Raw genomic sequence first — 19,421 nt, forward strand, 5'->3', positions numbered from 1 at the left:
AAATCCTATTATAAATAGAGTAGGAGAGGTGTTACACCTCTCCTATATGTTTTTCCACCATCTCAACATACTTTTTTCTCGCCTCCTCACGGGTAAGATTTTCAACCTGTAGGAGGGCATTTGCCTTAAAGCCGTTGCGAAGATCTTCTTCATTTGCCGGCCGGTAAATACCATTCTGGTGGGTGGCCTTTTTATAATATGCATAGAAGTGCAGCATAATATCTGGCGCAAATTTCAAATTGGTAGTACAGGCCATTTCATAGGCCCTGGAAAATCTATGATCAGATATCTCTGTCATTATTTATTTTTTCAATATTAGCTATTATGCTCATTCCTCCCTTGACCTTGTCTTGCAGGCTAACATTTAATTTAGTGCCCAAAGGTAAAAAAACATCTACACGGGAACCAAATTTAATAAATCCGCTGTCACTTCCCTGCCGTACTTCCTGTCCAACTTCTGCATAATTAACAATTCTCTTGGCAAGGGCTCCTGCGATCTGGCGGTATAAAACTTCGCCAGCGCCTGGATTTTGGACTACAACAGTGGTACGTTCATTTTCTTCACTGGATTTTGGATGCCAGGCAACCAAAAATTTGCCGGGATGATATTTGCTGAATTTAACTGTACCCCCAATTGGATAACGGGTAACGTGCACATTTATTGGAGACATAAATATGGATACCTGCAGTCTCTTATCCTTGAAATATTCTTTTTCGAAGACCTCCTCAATTACCACTACTTTCCCATCTACCGGGGAGACAATGTGGGTATCGCTTTCCTGGGTTGGCCGCTTGGGATTCCTGAAGAATTGTAATATTAAAATTAAAATTAGAATGCTAGTCACCAAAATGGCAAAACTCACCCAATACGTATTGATAGATAAATATGAAATAATATTAACCGCAATAAGCAAAATTGCAGTGAAAAGTATGATCCTATATCCTTCTTTATGAAACATAATCTATAATTAATAAGTAAGCATAAATAAATGGGCTCGAGAAAATTATACTGTCCAGGCGATCATAAAGACCCCCGTGACCGGGCATTAACTTTCCGCTGTCTTTCACTCCGGCCTGTCTCTTGAATTTGGATTGAATAAGGTCACCCAAAGTTCCAAAAATGGTTAATATCACGGCCATTCCCAACCAGAAAGGTACATCCCTGTAATGGGTAAACCTGAAAATAAAGTAACCTCCAATACAGCTAAAGATCAACCCGCCAAGAAATCCTTCTACAGTTTTATTGGGCGAGATCTTCTCATAGAGCTTATTCCTTCCAAAATTCTTTCCTACAATATAAGCAAAAGTATCATTAGTCCAAATCAATACAAAAACCCCAACAATGAGATAAGGGTTAAAAACCCCATTATAAGTGGGAATAAGCGTTAAGAAGACTATAGAGGAGATAAGATAAAATATAAGGATGATATATTTTTTCTTTTCAAAAACCGGAATTTTTCTAATGAATAAAAGATCCTTTACAAGGAACATATTTACAAAAATCGTAATGCTTAATAATACCAGGGTTGCATTCGGGGAGAATTTCCAATAGCTGAACAACAGAAAGAAAATAATGTGTACCCCATATAGAGCGTAGCTTTTAAGGCGCAAAAGCTTTTCCAGTTCGAGCAGGCAAACAAATCCAAGAAGGAAAAACAGGGAAATAAAGATAAATTCAGAAGAAAGTATAGAAACTACCAATATAGAAATATACAGTAATCCCGAAACTGTTCGAATAATAGATTCCCTCATAAGTTATAGATCTTCCCTAAGCAGCAAATATAAGTTTTTTGTGCTACTTCCATAACTCATAAAATCCCCTTCTTTTTGAGTTTCGAAACTTTTAATAGTGGTAATATTTGAAGGGATCCGGTCTTTATTATTTGATTTAATACCTCTCAATCCTTCCCCAATGGTATCTACAAGCTGACTTGTAGAAGCCAGGATTATAAAATTGGTAGGAAGTTCATTTAATTTCTTTTCCTTGATCTGGTTGGAAGAAATAAGTATGGACCCGTCATTGGCAATTAAATATTCACAGGTAGAGAGAAAAAAAGAAGAGTTGCCGGTTTTGGTAAATTCAAGGTTAAATTTGTCAAACTTACTTTTCAAATTGGGGTCAAAACAACAGCTGGTGGTTTCATACCAGTCATTTTCATGAAGGATATTATCAAAAGCCTCCATAACTTCCTTGTCATTTTCACAATAAAGGAATTTGCCGCCGTTATTTTTGAAATTGAGCATAAAACGTTCGTCTGTAGGAAGTTTTACGTCTGGCATATATTTTCCCCGATCAGCCTTTTCAGGAGCTTCCTGATCTTTGTCTGATTTAGATTTTGGGTTTAAAAATTTCCTAAATAGACTCATATTAAGAGTAGGGGTTAAAGCACATGTATTCCAAAGGTAAAAAATCTTAATCTAACACGTGGTCAAATTAAGATTTTTTACAGTAGAATCTATATTTATTTATTAACCGAAGAGTCTTCGGTTATTTCGGTATCCTCTGCGGGGTTTATTGCATCGTTTCCTGCCTCTTCAACCGCATTAGGGCCGCTGGCCCCTTTTTTGGTAACTAGGGGAACTTCTTCCTTAACATCATAAGGTCTATCACCAAAGATCTTTTGTAGATCATCTTTAAAGATGACTTCTTTCTCCAGTAAGATGTCCGCCAGTTGGGTTAATTTATCTTTATTGGCTTCTAAAAGCGCAATTGCCCGTTGATATTGGGATTCAATAAGATTTGAAATTTCCTTATCTATTAATTCAGATGTTTTTTCACTGTATGGCTTGGTGAAGTTATATTCACTCTGGCCACTGGAATCGTAAAACGTGAGGTTTCCAAGTTTTTCATTCAGGCCGTAAATTGTAACCATTGCGCGCGCCTGTTTTGTAACTTTTTCAAGATCACTTAGGGCGCCGGTAGAAATTTGGTTGAATATTACTTTTTCTGCAGCACGACCACCAAGGGCAGCACACATTTCATCCAACATTTGCTCAGGGCGTACAATAAGTCTTTCTTCAGGCAAGTACCAGGCTGCACCAAGGGATTGGCCCCGTGGAACTATAGTAACTTTTACCAGAGGTGCTGCGTGCTCAAGCATCCAGCTTGCAGTAGCATGTCCTGCTTCATGGAAAGCAATTGCCTTTTTCTCTGCGGGTGTAATTATTTTATTCTTCTTCTCAAGACCTCCCACAATACGGTCTACCGCATCCAGGAAATCCTGTTTGCCTACTGCTGTATTTCCTTTACGGGCCGCAATTAATGCCGCCTCATTACATACGTTAGCAATATCTGCACCCGAAAATCCCGGGGTTTGTTTGGCAAGAAAGTCTATGTCAAGTTCTTCTGCTACTTTCTTTATTGGGCGTAAGTGAACTTCAAAGATCTCCTTACGTTCTCTTACATCCGGAAGATCTACATAGATCTGCCTGTCAAAACGTCCGGCCCTCATTAAGGCTTTATCTAAAACATCTGCCCGGTTGGTAGCGGCAAGTACAATTACATTCGTATTGGTGCCAAAACCATCCATTTCAGTAAGCAACTGGTTTAAGGTATTTTCCCTTTCATCGTTGGAACCGGAGAAATTGCTTTTTCCTCTTGCCCGTCCAATTGCATCAATTTCATCTATAAAAATAATAGAAGGGGATTTTTCCTTTGCCTGCTTAAAGAGATCACGAACCCTTGAAGCTCCAACCCCTACAAACATTTCAACAAAATCTGATCCCGATAATGAGAAGAAAGGCACTTTTGCCTCACCGGCCACTGCCTTTGCGAGTAGGGTTTTTCCCGTTCCCGGAGGCCCTACAAGTAGCGCTCCCTTAGGAATTTTACCTCCCAGGGCAGTATATTTCTCAGGTTGCTTTAAGAAATCCACAATTTCCTGTATTTCTTCTTTGGCACCTTCAAGACCGGCAACATCTTTAAATGAAGTTTTTACATCGGTATTTTGATCAAAGAGCTTTGCCTTGGATTTTCCAATGTTGAAAATCTGTCCTCCAGCACCACCACCGGCCCCGGAGCTCATCTTTCGCATAATGAATATCCAGATCCCGATTATAAGTACAAACGGCAACAGGGTAAGGAGAATATCTCCCCAAACATTAGATTGGGTGCTGTAGGTGACTACAGTATCGAGGTTATTTGCTTCTTTGGTTGCCTGTATGGTATTTTCAAAATTCTGGAGATCTCCAAATTCAAAAGTATAGGCAGGATTATCACCTCCTGCAAACATTTCACTCTCTGTAGCTTTTTTATGTATGTCCTTTCCCTTGGCTTCAGGTGTTAAGTAAACTTTTGCCTGGTTTCGGTTTACAATTACCACTTTTTCTACATCACCATTTCTTAAAAAAGATTCAAACTCGGCAGGATTTGTTTTTGCCGGTTCATTGAATCCTCCACCTCCAAAGAAATTTATTCCTAAAAATATAATAATTATCGCCGCATAGATCCAGTAAGCACTGAACTTAGGTTTTTGCGGTTCTAATTTTTTATTTGCTTGCTTTTTAGCCATTCTTGCTTAATTAATTTTTAATAATTTGTTTCTATAGAGGTGATCTTCGCATCTCCCCATAAACCCTCTATATCATAATACTCCCTTATGTGTTTTTGAAATACATGAACAACTACATTTACATAATCCATTAAAACCCATTCAGCATTATCACCACCTTCAACATGCCAGGGTTTATCTTTCAGAGATTTACTTACGGTTTTTTGTATGGAGTTTACTATGGCGTTTACCTGTGTATTTGAAGTACCACTACAGATAACAAAATAATCACAAACGGTATTTTCAATTTCTCTTAAGTCAAGAATATCTATATTATTTCCCTTAACCTCTTCAATTCCTTTTATAATCTGAGCTATAAGTTGATCGTTGTTCGTTTCTTTTTTTGCCATTAAATTTCGTTCTTTACGCAAAGTTATTACTTTTTAGTCTTTTACACGGCCTGTTAACATAACATTTATCGTAAGTCTCTAGTCCATCTTCCAATGCATATTATCAAAGTTAGTGCCACTGAATCTACCAACACACTCTCCCGCGAATGGTATCACTCCAACAAAAATTCAGCACCCTTTTGTATTGTAGCTTTTGAGCAAACTTCGGGCAGGGGGCAACGTGGAGCAGGCTGGGTTTCCAATGCGGGGGAAAACCTTACTATGAGTGTGGTATACCCCCATCCCGCTATTGAAATTCAGGACCAATTTGTACTTAGTGCGATGGTGGGAATTACTATTATGGAAGTGCTAAGGGATCTAAAAATTAACCATTTAAAATTAAAATGGCCCAACGACATAATGGCAGCGAATTTTAAGGTGGGTGGAATTCTTATTGAAAATATTTTAAACAATGGCAGGATAGCAGCTTCCATTATTGGAATTGGACTTAATATTAATCAATTGATATTTCCCTTGTTGCCCAAAGCAGCTTCCCTAAAAAGCATTAGTGGAAAGGATTATGATATTGAAAAATTACTCAAAGTAATTTTAAATAAACTGGATGAAAATTTGAAAAGCCTGGAGCTTACTCCTTCTGAAGAGGTGCTGCGTAATTATGAAAATTATTTATTCAGAAGGAATAAGGTCTCAACCTTCCAGTTGGCGTCACAAGAATTTCTTACAGGTATTATAAGAGGTGTAACCTCCACCGGCCTTTTAAAGGTAGAAGTGGAGGATGTAGATATAAGGTTGTTTGACCTGAAGGAATTAAAACTGCTTTTTTAAACCTTCTGGATATTTTCGCTTAGGGTAGTGATAAACTTATTCAATGGGCCTTTTACCATCATAGCCATCATGGCATTGAATTTCCCGTTAAACAACAATTGTACATCACTCTGGGTTTCTCCTGCCGGCTCAATAACAAGGTCTATGGCAAAATCAAATTTATCTGAGGTGGAGCCAAGAACGATCAATTCCGGTTCCCTGGTTTCTTTAATCTGTAATTCAATTTGAGGCATTCCTTTCAGGGAAAATAAAAATGAATCATTTCCTGTTACCTCAAATTTTTCCAGGGAAGAAGGCATTACCTGTTCATAATTCTCAACAGTAGTAAGAAAATTGAACATTTCCTGCTGGCTTTTTTGCGTAGTTACTTTTGGGCTTTCTAAATTCATATTTATGGTTTCCAGTTACTGGGATCCTGACGCCAGGCTTGCAAAGTTTCGGCTTCAGTAGTGTTAATATAATTTGTTTTAAGGGCAGTTTCAATAAGTTGCTCATAAGTTCCCAGGGTATGAAGTTCAATTCCTGCCGCCTGAAAATTGTCTTCTGCAGTTTTAAAACCGTAGGAAAAAATGGCCATCATTCCTTTGATGTTTGCCTTAGCTTCCTGCAGTGCTTTTACAGCATTTAAACTACTGTTACCGGTACTTATAAGATCTTCTATAACTACCACCGTCTGGCCACTTTGCAGCACTCCTTCAATCTGGTTTTTCCTGCCATGTCCCTTTGCTTCCGGCCTTACATAAATAAATGGGAGGTTCATATATTCGGCTACAAGCATACCAATACCAATGGCGCCGGTCGCTACCCCGGCAATAACATCGGGTTTTCCATATAATTCCTCAATTTGCCGGGCAAATTGTTCCCTAATGTAATTTCTAATTGGAGGATAGGATAAAATAATGCGGTTATCACAGTAAATAGGTGAATTCCATCCGCTGGCCCATGTAAAGGGTTGTTGTGGTTCTAATTTTATTGCTTTAATTTGCAACAACAATTCAGCAGTTTTAATTGCTGTTTCTTTATTTAAAATCATACTGCAAATGTATAAAGTTTTTGTAAATGATATTGCTATAATTCTGTCTACAAACAAAGATTATGACGAAAAGTATACCTCGCTTCCCATTAAAACCGTCAAATTTAAAAGAATTATTAAGCAAATCAATGAGGGGCAATTGCTTTATGTAAATCTTTACCATAAAAAGGAAGAGAAGTTGCTTAAACATCTTTTCAAAAAATTACCGGTTGTAATTGCCGCCGGGGGTATGGTTATAAATGATAAAAAAGAGACCTTATTCATTTACAGAAATAAACGATGGGATCTTCCAAAAGGAAAGGTTGAAAAGGGTGAAACACTGGAAGAATCTGCTATTAGGGAAGTAATGGAAGAAACCGGCGTACAGGATCTAAAGATCACCGGTTTTCTGCAAGAGACTTACCACGTTTTTAAACGTAAGGACAAATACAGGTTAAAAGTTACTCACTGGTATGAAATGCATTCCAACTTTGAAGGGGAATTGATACCCGAACATACAGAGGGTATTAAAAAGGTAAAATGGAAAAACTTTGAAAAAGCAAAAAAAGCCCTTACCAAATCTTACTCCAATATTAAGTTGCTTTTTCCAAAGGAATATTTAACGGCTAACCCTAAAGACAGGGTAGCGTAAATGGGAGCTTTCATAGTGTCCAGACCTTTTATAGAGCCAGTTTAACTGCTCATAGGCATTTTTTGAAAATTCCGGATTGCCTCGTTTTTCAGCCTGAAATTCCTCGTTAATGGCTTCATCCTCCGAAAGCATTTTCTTTGCTTCATCCTCAAAAACATAAGACGAAAAACCTTCTTTTTGTTGAAGAATTCCATCAAAGAAATTCCAGTTAAAGAAAGAATCTGTGGTAATAGGTTCCAGGGTTTCGAGTAAATATCTCACTCCCGGCTGAAAGGTTTTTATATACATATCACCTTTTCGGAATTTTACATTTTCAATAGTCTTGGAAACTTTAGTGTTATAATGAGGATAATGGCCTTCATAGGAAGTGGTGCGGGTTCCAAAATCCTCAATACGGTATGCCTCAACCTGCAGAACAGTATCGCGGCTAAACGGTGTCATTTCAATTTTATTATCTTTTAAAACGTTTATTACATTCCACCAACCCTGGGGGATAACATAAGCCCGTGGAATTTCAATTCGTTCCTGTGGAATGTAATTATTAAAATAATCTATCTCCTTTTCAAAAGGTTTTTCCCTGTTATACCGTAGCCGGTTCATCCCTGTTATCTCACTGGTAATTGTTTCTCCCTCATAACCTTTAAAAGTGATCTTTGAACTGGCGCTGCTGTCAACTTTAAAGTTCACCGGGTAATAACGTTCTGTAAGGTATTTTCTTTGGGCACGGGCTCTTAGATCTTTAATGGTAGACCAATCCCTTTCAGAAACAGCGATTATTGATAATAATGCCCTGTAAGTTCCTTCCACCCGCTCACTGTATGGTTTTAACATATGCGTCTCAATCATAAGTCCAAGAGTGTTCCACAAGGTGGCATATCCTGTTGAATAGCGGGGAGTATCCAGGAATTGATTAAATCCTTTGTCCGGTACTTCATTATATACGTTCACATACGGTGTGATCTCCCAGTCATGTTCCCAAAGGGATTTTGTAAATGAAGGGATCATTCGGTTTTCTAGATATTCTCCCAGTTCCCCTCCCAGTTTGTTGTGTTGGGTGAATAAATGGGTAAGGGTGTATTGATAATCGGCCCCGTTGCTTACGTGGGTATCAATAAAAATATCCGGACTAACGGTATGGAAAATTTCAGCAAAACTACGGGTGTTTTTAGTATCGGCCTTTATGAAATCCCTATTGAGATCAAAATTGCGGGCATTGCCTCTGAAACCATATTCCGCAGGGCCATTTTGGTTTGCCCTTGAGGTAGAATTCCTGTTTAAAGCACCACCAATATTATACACTGGTATAGTTACTAAAATAGTGTTTTTTGGAGTTGCCAAAGAATCCATGGCCAGATTCCTGAATAACAACATAGTTGCATCAATTCCGTCGCTTTCTCCCGGGTGAATACCGTTATTAATGAAAACAATGGTATGGTTATCCCTTAATTTATTTAGATCAAAATCTTCACCAGGGCTATAAATGGCAAGATGTAATGGTTCCCCGCTATCGGTTTCCCCGTATTTTTGAAGTGTAATACTTGGAAACGCCTCTGCCAATTGTTCATAATAATCAATAACCTGTCTGTAAGTAGCTGTTTCCTGCCCCTTGGAGCTTTCAAAAACTGTTTCAAAATTATAATTTTCAACCAGCCTGTATTTAGATAAATCGCAAGAAATGAGGAGAGTAAACCCCAGGAGTGCTACATAGATTTTTTTCATAAGAAGCTTGCCATTAATAATATAAACTTACTTAAATCTCTTAACGCCACCAAAACTAATATTGAAAGCCCCATTAGTGCGCGGTAAATGTATATTTTTGCTTCCACACATTTTACTATCCTTGAATAAGGCTTACTTTTATTCAAAAAAAACCAGCTAAGTGAAAGATCCGGCAAAAGTCTTCCTGATAATCTCTATTATGTTCTATTTGGGAACAATAAATGCCCAGCAAATTGAAGGCATTGTTAAGAATACCTCTACAGAGCTTCCTGTTGGTAATGTGATAGTTCAAAACCTGGACTCGCAAACTCAGGTTCTCTCTGCACCAAACGGGGCATTTCAAATTGATTACAAAACCTTACCGGTAGATCTTCGTTTTTCAGCTTCGGGATTTGAATCGCTTAATATCCAAATTAAAGAGGAAGGTGTGGTAAATATTTATCTCATTCCTTTATTAGAAAATCTTTCAGAAGTAATAATTCGAGGCACCCACATTCCCGGGGAACTACACCGTATACCGGCCGCCGTGAGCGTATTGAGCCGTCAAGACCTTGAAAAAACAGACCCCACCAATTTTGCCCAGGCTTTTAATAATGTTCCCGGTGTATATGTGAACCAGGGGGCCTTGAATACAACCAAATTAAATATTCGGGGTGTGGGTGCACGTTCCCAATACAGCACCAACCGCATACAGGCTTACTTTAACGGATTTCCCTTAACAACTGCTGAAGGGGAGTTGACTCTAGATGATATTGATCCTGAAGCGATCTCACGGGTTGAGGTGATTAAGGGGCCGGCTTCAAGTTTGTACGGTGCCGGGCTCGGGGGAGTGATCAATCTCTTTGCTGAAGAAGCGGGCAGGGGCACAACTGCTTCTGTAAACACATTGTTTGGAAGTTACAATATGACCAGGAAATCTGTTTCAGCATCTCACGGTTCAGATAACACTAATGTGTTTATAAATTACAATGATCTCCAAACTGACGGTTTTAGAGAGAACGGGGAATATGAAAGAAAATCTTTACTGGCAAATGTTAAGCTTCAAACTGCCGGTGGAAATTCACTTAACTTTCTTACCAATTTTACCAGGCTCAAAGCTTTTATACCAAGTTCAATTACAGAAGAGGCTTTAATAAATTCACCGGAATCTGCCGCTTCCAATTGGGCAGCGGCAAAAGGTTTTGAGTCCTATGACCGGGGAATGCTGGGAGTTTCCTACGAGCATTTGTTTTCTCCCACTCTCGCCAATACCACCACTGTTTATTTAAATTTCCGGGATGCTTATGAACCCCGTCCATTTGATATTTTAAAAGAGGAGAGGGTATCCGCAGGGGCACGGTCCCGATTCAATTTGGAAACCGCGGTTTTTGAAAAATTAACCAGGATAAGCTTTGGTGCAGAATATTACCGGGAATGGTATGAAAGCGGCACTTTTGAAAATTTATACCGCGAGTTTGAGAATATTGGAAGTGTATTAGGCTCCAGATTAAGCAATAATGAACAGGATAGAAATTATTCCAACATATTTGCCCAGCTCGAAATGGAACTTTCTGCCAAATTTAAAATTGAAACGGGGGTTAATATAAATTCCACCCAATATCGTCTTACAGATCTGTTTGTAGAAGATGAAGTGGATCAAACTGGCGATTATAAATTCAAAACCATTCTATCGCCAAGAATAGGAGCTACTTATGAATTACAGCGGGGAAAGAATTTTTATGCCTCTGTGAGTCATGGGTTTTCTACACCTACAGTTGCCGAGACATTAACCCCCGAAGGGCAAATAAACACAGATTTATTACCTGAAACCGGTATTAATTATGAAGCGGGGTTTAAAGGAAATTGGTTGGGTAACAATCTATATACAGAAGTTGCATTTTATTCCATACAAATAGAAGACCTGCTGGTTGCACAACGGGTGGCCGAGGATAGATACATTGGCCGTAATGCGGGAAAAACCACCCATAACGGGGTAGAGATGTTTATAAATTACCTGTATGTTCCTTTTGAAGATTTCAGCATAAAACCTTATTTCAATGCTTCCTTTAATTTCTTTGAATTTAAGGAATTTGAAGATAGGGATAATAACTTTAGCGGAAATAAAATCCCGGGAGTCCCCGAAAGCACAGTGAATCTTGGTTTGGATATTAGTTATGGCAGTTTTTCTATTTACTCCAACCTTCTTGCAGTGGGAGAAATTCCTTTGAATGATGCCAATTCCCTTTTTACCAATAATTATAAGCTTGTTAATTTAAAAGCTACCTATGGTTTTGAGGTCCTTAAAAACCTTGAAATTACTGTAAGTGGTGGGGTGAACAATGCCTTAGATGATAAATATGCTTCCAGTGTGCTTACTAACGCGATTGGGTTTGGTGCAGCAGCGCCGCGTTATTATTATCCCGGAAATCCCAGGAATTATTATACAGGAATAGGTGGGACCTTCCGGTTTTAAATTAAAGGTCGTAACGGCTCACAGGCCCGGGAACCATAAAGGCAAAATCCCCGCCGTTTTTTCTTACATCTCTCACCACAGTCGAGGATATATGCTCTTTGCCAGATGAAGCTATCAAAAATACGGTTTCTATCCCTGCCATTTTGAAATTAGTCTGGCCAATGGTCTTTTCAAATTCAAGGTCTATTACATTCCTTAATCCGCGTAAAATAAAACCTGCATTTTCTTCCTTACAAAAATCAACAGTTAAACCTTTATAGGTCATCACTTCAATTTTGGTTTCTTCTTCAAAAGTTTCTTCCAGAAACTTTACCCTGTCTACCAGGGGAAACATATATTTTTTATCGGCATTTACTCCAATAGCCAGGATGATCTTGTCAAAAAGGGGAAGTGCGCGTTCAATAATATCTACGTGCCCAAGGGTAATGGGATCATAAGATCCGGGGAAAACGGCTATTTTCATAAATGAAGGTTTTAACAAATATAATCAAATAGGATGTTTTATTATTTCCGGAAATTACACCACCCTGGAAATTATTTACTCTTCTAAAGGGCAGCTTCTATGGCGCTTCCAAAAAGATCGGTCAGGCTAATGTTTGCTTTGGCTGCTTGTTGGGGTAAAATGCTGGCTTCGCTTAAACCGGGAGTTGTATTCATTTCAATAAAATGAGCCTGGTTGTTATGGAAAATAAATTCAGACCGTGTAAGGCCTCTCATTTTGAGTCGGGAATAAATGTGCTTTGCGATCTCCTGCACCTCCAGGGTTTGCTCGTCTGAAATTCTCGCGGGAGTGATCTCCTGCGATTTTCCAAGGTATTTTGCCTCGTAGTCAAAAAACTCGTTTTCTGAAACGATCTCTGTAACAGGTAAGGCAAGTACTTCTCCTTTGTAGGTTATAACCCCCACCGAAACTTCTGTTCCGTCAAGGAAAGATTCAATTATTATCTCATCATCTTCCTTAAACGCAAATTTAATGGCCTGTTCAAGATCTTCGGCATTTTTTACTTTGGTGATACCAAAACTGCTGCCGGATTTATTGGCTTTTACAAAACAGGGCAAGCCCACTTTTCCTACTATTTCATCCACGAGAACTTCATCTCCTTTGTTCAGGAAATAATTGATCGCTGTTTTAATTCCGTAGGGTTTCAAAACACTTATTAAATCCCTTTTATTAAAGGTAAGTGCTGCCTGGTAAAAATCGCAGGAGGTTTGCGGGATGCCTACGAGGTTCAAATATGCCTGTAATAAACCATTTTCACCTGGAGTACCGTGAATAGTATTAAAAACACAGTCAAATACGATCACCTTATCCTTGATCTTAACCGTGAAGTTACTTTTATTGATAGGATATGGGGTATCATCATCGGCCACCACAAACCACTCATGTTGCATAATATGCACCCTGTAAGGCTCATATTTGGAACGGTCAAGATTTTTATAAACCATGTTTCCACTGTTTATAGAGATGCGGTATTCACTGGAATAACCGCCCATTGCGATGGCTATTTTTTTCTTCATAATAAATAATGAGGCATAATTTTCGTTAACAAAAATATGACTATTCACGTGGGTCACCAAAACCCGCCCGTTTTTATATCTTTGCATATTATAAAAAATTTATGAGCCTATTTAAATTTATCTTCAGCAAAACCTTTTTAATTCAATTGGGGTTAGCCGTTCTTGCTTTAATAATAATTGCTTTTTTAACACTACAATGGTTGGATTTTTCTACCAATCAAGACCAGAGAATTGAAGTGCCGGACCTTTCGCGTCTTTCACTAAATGTAGTTGAAGACAGGCTGGACGAGCTGGACCTGAGATTTGAGATCCTGGATTCGGCCAATTTTAATCCGGACTATCCTAAATATTCAGTGATAGACCAGGTTCCTTTACCGGGAAAACATGTAAAAGAAAATAGGAAGATATACCTAACGCTCAATCCTTCGGGATTTAGAAAAGTTGAGGTGCCGGACCTTATTAGAAGAACCCGTCGCCAGGTAGAGCCTACCCTAAGATCACTGGGGTTTGAAATTGGAGATGTAACCTTTAAACCAGACATTGCCAAAGATGCCGTACTGGAATTAAGACATAAAGGAAAACTGGTTCAACCGGGGGATGAATTAATGAAGACATCTGTGATAGATCTTGTTCTTGGAGATGGATCAGACCGTTACAGGTTGGAAGGTGAAGAAGATGACAGCCTGCAGGTGGATGGGGAACAATATGATACAGAAGATTTTAATGACGAATTCTAATATAGACCCTGAACTTGAATCTCAGGACGACGATCTTTACGAACACCATAAGTTTACGGCAGATAAAGGCCAGCAACCGCTTCGGGTAGACAAGTACCTGATGAACTATATTGAAAATGCTACCCGCAACAAGATCCAGAAAGCGGCCAAGGACGGAAACATTTTCGTGAATAATGTGGCGGTAAAATCTAATTATAAGGTGAAACCGGGAGATGTAGTTCAGGTAATGTTTGAGCACCCGCCGTATGAATTCCTGCTCACGCCGGAAAATATTCCCCTGGATATAGTGTTTGAAGATGATTCATTGCTGGTTGTAAATAAACCGGCAGGAATGGTTGTGCATCCCGGCCATGGGAATTACAGTGGCACCCTAATAAATGCATTGGTATATCATATAGAGAATTTGCCAAACAACAGCAGTGAACGCCCTGGGCTGGTACACCGTATAGATAAGGACACCAGCGGCCTTTTGGTAATTGCAAAAACAGAGGTTGCCATGACCCATCTCTCCAAACAATTTTTTAAAAAGACCAGTTCCAGGGAATACGTAGCTCTGGTTTGGGGAAATGTTGAGGAAGATGAAGGGGTTATTGAAGGTAATATAGGTCGCCACCCTAAAAACCGACTTCAAAATACCGTGTATTTGGGAGATGATGAAGAGAATGGAAAACCGGCCATTACCCATTTCAAGGTGCTTGAGCGCTTAGGTTATGTAACACTGGTTTCCTGTAAACTTGAAACCGGAAGAACGCACCAGATAAGGGTTCATATGAAACACATAGGGCATACCCTTTTCAATGATGAGCGATATGGAGGCGATAAGATCCTTAAAGGTACTACGTTTACAAAGTACCGGCAGTTTGTAGAGAATTGTTTCAAGATCCTTCCACGGCAGGCACTACACGCAAAAACGCTTGGGTTTGTACATCCCGTAACCAAAGAATGGATGAGTTTTGAAACTCCCCTGCCTCAGGATATGGTAGATTGTATTGAAAAATGGCGTAATTATTCCATAAATCAAAAGGATTATCTGGAGGAGTAGGGCGTGCCCCCAATAAAAATTGGGGTCGGGCTTTCGGCAGTCGCTTCCCTCCTTAGGTCGGGAGAGCTCCAACAATGCCTCTATCCCTCACGCAGGATAGAACATATCAATAGCATCATCATAAATCTAAAAACAAGTTGATTTGTTCCTTCTTTTCAAAATCCTATTTTTACTTTCCAAATAGAGAATAAAGATATATTTAAATGAAAATAGTTATTTCTCCAGCCAAAACCCTGGATTACACCACCAAATTGCCTACTACCCGTGGTACACAGCCGGCCTTCACCGAAACCGCCGTAAAGCTGAATAAAAAACTTTCCGGGATAAGTAAAAAGAAGTTAGGGGAGTTGATGGATATAAGCGAGAAACTTGCTCTTCAGAATTACGAGCGCTACAAAAATTTTCAGCCTGAACATACTAAAAAGAATTCCCGACCCGCTGTCTATGCTTTTAACGGAGATGTATATGCAGGACTTGACGCGTATACAATTCCTGTTGAAAAACTTGACAGGCTGCAGGATAGCCTGAGGATACTTTCCGGAATGTACGGTATATTAAAACCTCTGGACCTTATTCAGCCTTATAGGTTAGAAATGGGTACATCTATAGGGATAGACCGCAAAAAAGATCTGTACGGGGTCTGGAAAAAAAAGGTGACAGATATGCTTAATGCCGAAATGGAAGAAGATGAAATTTTCATCAATCTTGCGAGTAATGAGTATTTTAAAGCGATAGATATCAAAAAATTAAAAGTTCCTGTAATAACTCCTGTTTTCAAAGACCTTAAGAACGGGAAATTAAAGATCATAAGCTTCTTTGCCAAGAAAGCCCGGGGATCTATGGTTCGGTACATTATTGATAAAAATGTAAAAGACATTGAAGGCCTGAAAGCATTTGATTATGACGGTTACCGTTACAGTGAAAACGAATCTGAAAAAAAGAATGAGTTGGTTTTCATAAGATGATCCTGTATTATCCAGGTATAAAAAAAGACTCCCGCTGGGGGTCTTTTTTTATTTAACTAATTATTAACCCGGGGAGGAGCTTCACTTTCTTCATTGAAATATATATTTTATAACTTTCAAAATCAAGAAGGAAATTTAAATATACTGGAATGAACATTAAAAAGGTTTTAGTAGCAAACAGAGGTGAAATTGCAATAAGAATATTTAGGGCATGTACAGAATTAGGCCTTAAAACAGTGGGTATTTATACTTTTGAAGACCGGTATTCCCTTCATCGATATAAAGCCGATGAATCCTACCAGATAGGGGAAGACAACGATCCTCTGAAACCATATTTGAACATTCGGGCAATAATCCAGGTTGCTAAAAAAAATGATGTGGACGCTATTCACCCGGGTTATGGATTCCTTTCAGAAAATGCAGAATTCGCTAAACAATGTGAAGAAAATGATATCATTTTTATTGGGCCTAAAGTAAGCGTTCTACAATCTCTGGGAGATAAAGTGCGGGCGAAAGAAGTAGCCGTTCAAAATGATGTTCCTATTATAAAAAGTAATGAAAGGGATCTTGAAACCCTGGAAATAGCAATGGAGGAAGCAACTGCAATAGGTTATCCATTGATGCTTAAAGCAGCCTCCGGTGGGGAGGCCGCGGGATGCGGGTTATAAGAGATGAAGAGCAATTAAAAGCAGCTTACCCTGAATCTAAAAGGGAAGCCGGCAATGCCTTTGGGGATGATACGGTTTTTATAGAAAAATTTGTCGAAAATCCCAAGCATATTGAAATCCAGATAGTGGCAGATAATCATGGGAATATGGTGCATCTCTTCGAGAGGGATTGTTCTGTGCAGCGCAGATATCAAAAGGTTATTGAGTTTGCTCCATCCGTAGGATTAAAAGAAGAAATAAAACAAAAGCTTTATGAGTATGCTTTAAAGATTTGTAAAGCGGTAGCATATAATAATATTGGTACGGTTGAATTTTTAGTAGAGGGAGATGAGATCTATTTTATCGAGGTAAATCCCAGAATTCAGGTAGAACACACCGTTACAGAGATCATTACCAATATAGATCTTGTAAAAACCCAGATCTTTATCGCCGGCGGTTACCGGTTGAGCGATAAACAAATCAAAATTGAAAGTCAGGAAAGCGTAGAAACAAACGGTTTCGCCCTTCAATGCAGGATCACCACAGAAGATCCCACCAATGATTTTAAGCCAGATTACGGTATAATAACTACTTACCGCAGTGCCTCCGGTTTTGGTATAAGGCTGGATGGAGGTAGCGTCTACCAGGGTGTAAAGATCTCTCCTTTCTTTGATTCTATGTTGGTTAAAGTATCTGCCAGCAGCCGTACCCTGGATGGTGCCTGTAGAAAAATGAGACGTGCCCTGGCAGAATTTCGCGTAAGAGGGGTGAAAACAAATATTGCTTTCCTTGATAATATCCTGGATCACAAAACATTTAGAGAAGGCAGGGTGACTGTGAATTTTATAAAAGATAACCCGGAACTCCTCATTATAAAAGAACCCCGCAACCGGGCTACTAAAATGGTGAAATTTCTGGGAGATATCACTGTAAATGGAAATCCTGATGTTAAGTTTATAGATCCCGCCGTGAAGCTTATTACGCCAAAAATCCCCAAATTTGATGAGTACGGGGAATACCCGAAGGGTACAAAAGACCTGCTTACCGAATACGGCCCCGAGAAATTTTCCCGCTGGATAAGGCACCAGGGAAAAGTGCAGTTTACAGATACCACCCTGCGCGATGCGCACCAAAGCCTGCTTGCCACCCGCATGCGCACCTATGATATGATGAAGGTGGCCGAAGGTTTTGCAAAAAATCATCCCAACACCTTTAGTATGGAGGTTTGGGGAGGTGCAACCTTTGATGTGTGCCTTAGATTCCTGAAAGAGGATCCCTGGGAGCGGTTAAGGTTATTGCGTAAGGCAATGCCCAACGTGCTATTGCAAATGCTGTTGCGGGGTTCAAATGGGGTAGGGTACACTGCGTATCCCGATAATTTAATTGAAAAATTTGTAACCGAATCCTGGGAAAATGGGGTTGATGTTTTCAGGATATTTGATTCGTTAAACTGGATGAAATCCATTGAACCCTGCATTAAATATGTGAGGGATAATACGGGGGGGCTTGCTGAAGCTTCTATGTGTTACACGGGAGATATTCTTGATCCCAAACGTACCAAATACACACTGGAATATTATGTACAGCTCGCCAGACAAATGGAAGATGCCGGCGCTCATATTTTGGGTATCAAAGATATGGCGGGGCTATTAAAACCTTATGCCGCTCAGGAATTAGTTTCCGCGCTTAAATCAAAGATCAATATACCCATTCACCTTCATACCCATGACACCTCTTCAATACAGGCCGCCACCTATTTAAAAGCTATTGAGGCGGGGGTAGATGTGGTAGACGTAGCCATTGGTGGCCTTTCAGGATTAACCTCGCAACCCAATTTCAACGCGATGGTTGAAATGCTGAAGTCTGAAGACCTGGCACCCGACTTTAATATGGATAAGCTCAATGAATATTCTCATTACTGGGAGGCAGTGCGCAGTTATTATTATCCATTTGAAAGCGGATTGAAAGCCGGCTCTGCCGATGTATATAAACACGAAATTCCCGGTGGGCAATATTCAAATTTAAAACCTCAGGCGGCATCTCTTGGGTTAGCAGACCGTTTTTATGAGATCACCGAAATGTATGAGCGGGTGAATGACCTGTTTGGTGATATTATCAAGGTAACTCCAAGTTCCAAGGTTGTAGGAGACATGGCCCAATATTTAGTTAGTAATAATATGAGCATCGAAGATGTACTTGAAAAGGGGGATAGCATTTCCTTTCCTGAATCGGTTAAAAGTTTCTTTAAAGGGGATCTTGGTCAGCCCGTAGGAGGCTTTCCGGAGGAGCTTCAAAAAATAGTATTAAAGGATGAGAAACCATATGCCGAAAGGCCCAATGCCCATCTCGAGCCTATAGATTTTGAAAAGGAATTTAAGGAGTTCAGGGAAATGTTTCGGGATGGAATGGCCAGGGAATTAAACATGACAGATTTCCTTTCTTATAAACTCTATCCAAAGGTTTTTACAGATGCCTACAACCATCACAAGGAATTTGGGAATGTTATTACTATTCCTACTCAAAATTTCTTCTACGGAATGAAACCCGGGGAAGAGATCAATGTTGAAATGGATAAAGGGAAAACCCTGCTTATAGAATTACTTTCCATTGGAGAAGCAGATGAGGAGGGGCAGGTGGAAGTATATTTCAAAGTGAATGGCCAAACCCGTGCCGTTAAAGTACAGGATAAAAGCATTAAAGTAGAAAAGGTTGCCCATGCTAAAATTGACAAGCAAAATGAGAATGAGGTAGGCGCTCCATTACAGGGCTCTCTTTCAAAGATCCTGGTGAAAACAGGACAAAAAGTGAAGAAAAATGAACCTTTGTTTATAATCGAAGCAATGAAAATGGAAACCACTATAACTGCAAATAAGGCTGGTGAAATAGATAAAGTAGTGCTGGCAGAAGGAATTATGGTATTTGCCGATGATCTTGTACTTGTAATAAAATAAT

General features: G+C 39.4%; 17 protein-coding genes and 1 pseudogene. 7 read left to right on the plus strand and 11 right to left on the minus strand.

What is annotated here, in order from left to right; all coding sequences use genetic code 11:
• Positions 1–31 precede the first annotated feature (31 nt).
• From FK178_RS00440 to rsfS, 6 genes are all read right to left on the minus strand, one after another.
• Positions 32–298 carry an acyl-CoA-binding protein gene (locus tag FK178_RS00440; RefSeq protein WP_146829958.1) on the minus strand — a complete coding sequence of 89 codons (267 nt, stop codon included), beginning with the start codon at positions 296–298 and terminating at the stop codon, positions 32–34.
• Positions 282–959 (minus strand): phosphatidylserine decarboxylase family protein, encoded by a 678-nt coding sequence (locus FK178_RS00445; protein WP_146829960.1) that lies wholly within the window; start codon positions 957–959, stop codon positions 282–284. The genes FK178_RS00440 and FK178_RS00445 overlap by 17 nt, the downstream gene beginning before the upstream one ends.
• Positions 949–1,752, minus strand: coding sequence for a phosphatidate cytidylyltransferase (locus FK178_RS00450; protein WP_146829962.1), 804 nt, complete (start codon positions 1,750–1,752; stop codon positions 949–951). Before FK178_RS00450 ends, FK178_RS00445 begins: the two co-directional genes overlap by 11 nt.
• Before the next feature lie 3 nt (positions 1,753–1,755).
• Complete coding sequence (locus tag FK178_RS00455) at positions 1,756–2,367, minus strand: LUD domain-containing protein (protein WP_146829964.1); 612 nt, start codon at positions 2,365–2,367, stop codon at positions 1,756–1,758.
• A gap of 95 nt (positions 2,368–2,462) precedes the next feature.
• A complete protein-coding gene (gene ftsH, locus FK178_RS00460; protein ID WP_146829966.1) occupies positions 2,463–4,511 on the minus strand; it encodes an ATP-dependent zinc metalloprotease FtsH in 2,049 nt (682 codons plus the stop codon).
• A gap of 17 nt (positions 4,512–4,528) precedes the next feature.
• Entirely contained in the window at positions 4,529–4,900 is a 372-nt protein-coding gene (gene rsfS, locus FK178_RS00465; protein ID WP_146837321.1) for a ribosome silencing factor, read from the minus strand.
• Between the two features lie 93 nt (positions 4,901–4,993).
• Between rsfS and FK178_RS00470 the strand changes: the two genes are divergently transcribed.
• Positions 4,994–5,725: a biotin--[acetyl-CoA-carboxylase] ligase gene (locus tag FK178_RS00470; protein WP_146829968.1), complete on the plus strand. Its 732-nt coding sequence runs from the start codon at positions 4,994–4,996 to the stop codon at positions 5,723–5,725.
• Here the strand turns inward: FK178_RS00470 and FK178_RS00475 are convergent.
• Together FK178_RS00475 and pyrE are read right to left on the minus strand one after the other, a co-directional pair.
• The gene (locus FK178_RS00475; protein WP_146829970.1) at positions 5,722–6,114 is read right to left on the minus strand and encodes an SRPBCC family protein; all 393 of its coding nucleotides are present in this window, start codon (positions 6,112–6,114) and stop codon (positions 5,722–5,724) included. The two genes, FK178_RS00470 and FK178_RS00475, sit on opposite strands and share 4 nt — an antisense overlap.
• 2 nt (positions 6,115–6,116) lie before the next feature.
• The gene (gene pyrE, locus FK178_RS00480) at positions 6,117–6,758 is read right to left on the minus strand and encodes an orotate phosphoribosyltransferase (RefSeq protein ID WP_146829972.1); all 642 of its coding nucleotides are present in this window, start codon (positions 6,756–6,758) and stop codon (positions 6,117–6,119) included.
• 7 nt (positions 6,759–6,765) lie between these two features.
• Here pyrE and FK178_RS00485 point away from each other — a divergent pair, with 7 nt between their 5' ends.
• Positions 6,766–7,389 carry an NUDIX hydrolase gene (locus tag FK178_RS00485; RefSeq protein WP_146829974.1) on the plus strand — a complete coding sequence of 208 codons (624 nt, stop codon included), beginning with the start codon at positions 6,766–6,768 and terminating at the stop codon, positions 7,387–7,389.
• Here the strand turns inward: FK178_RS00485 and FK178_RS00490 are convergent.
• Positions 7,357–9,108, minus strand: a complete 1,752-nt coding sequence (locus tag FK178_RS00490; protein ID WP_146829976.1) for a M14 family metallopeptidase — start codon at positions 9,106–9,108, stop codon at positions 7,357–7,359. The genes FK178_RS00485 and FK178_RS00490 overlap by 33 nt on opposite strands.
• Before the next feature lie 160 nt (positions 9,109–9,268).
• Between FK178_RS00490 and FK178_RS00495 the strand changes: the two genes are divergently transcribed.
• Positions 9,269–11,560: a TonB-dependent receptor family protein gene (locus FK178_RS00495; protein WP_240793860.1), complete on the plus strand. Its 2,292-nt coding sequence runs from the start codon at positions 9,269–9,271 to the stop codon at positions 11,558–11,560.
• Position 11,561: 1 nt separating this feature from the next.
• Here FK178_RS00495 and coaD read toward each other — a convergent pair whose 3' ends face one another.
• Together coaD and FK178_RS00505 are read right to left on the minus strand one after the other, a co-directional pair.
• Positions 11,562–12,023, minus strand: a complete 462-nt coding sequence (gene coaD / locus FK178_RS00500) for a pantetheine-phosphate adenylyltransferase (protein WP_146829978.1) — start codon at positions 12,021–12,023, stop codon at positions 11,562–11,564.
• Positions 12,024–12,106: 83 nt separating this feature from the next.
• Positions 12,107–13,078 carry a D-alanine--D-alanine ligase gene (locus FK178_RS00505; protein ID WP_146837327.1) on the minus strand — a complete coding sequence of 324 codons (972 nt, stop codon included), beginning with the start codon at positions 13,076–13,078 and terminating at the stop codon, positions 12,107–12,109.
• 101 nt (positions 13,079–13,179) lie between these two features.
• Here FK178_RS00505 and FK178_RS00510 point away from each other — a divergent pair, with 101 nt between their 5' ends.
• The 4 genes and pseudogenes from FK178_RS00510 to FK178_RS00525 all read left to right on the plus strand — a co-directional run bounded on the left by FK178_RS00510 (position 13,180) and on the right by FK178_RS00525 (position 19,420).
• On the plus strand, positions 13,180–13,815 hold the full coding sequence (locus FK178_RS00510; RefSeq protein ID WP_146829980.1) for a PASTA domain-containing protein: 636 nt from the start codon (positions 13,180–13,182) through the stop codon (positions 13,813–13,815).
• Positions 13,784–14,857 (plus strand): RluA family pseudouridine synthase, encoded by a 1,074-nt coding sequence (locus FK178_RS00515; protein ID WP_240793861.1) that lies wholly within the window; start codon positions 13,784–13,786, stop codon positions 14,855–14,857. Before FK178_RS00510 ends, FK178_RS00515 begins: the two co-directional genes overlap by 32 nt.
• Before the next feature lie 203 nt (positions 14,858–15,060).
• Positions 15,061–15,822, plus strand: coding sequence for a peroxide stress protein YaaA (yaaA, locus tag FK178_RS00520; protein WP_146829982.1), 762 nt, complete (start codon positions 15,061–15,063; stop codon positions 15,820–15,822).
• Positions 15,823–15,971: 149 nt separating this feature from the next.
• Positions 15,972–19,420 (plus strand): annotated as a pseudogene (locus FK178_RS00525) (pyruvate carboxylase).
• Position 19,421 lies beyond the last annotated feature (1 nt).

Source organism: Antarcticibacterium arcticum, from assembly GCF_007993795.1.
GTDB lineage: Bacteria > Bacteroidota > Bacteroidia > Flavobacteriales > Flavobacteriaceae > Gillisia > Gillisia arctica.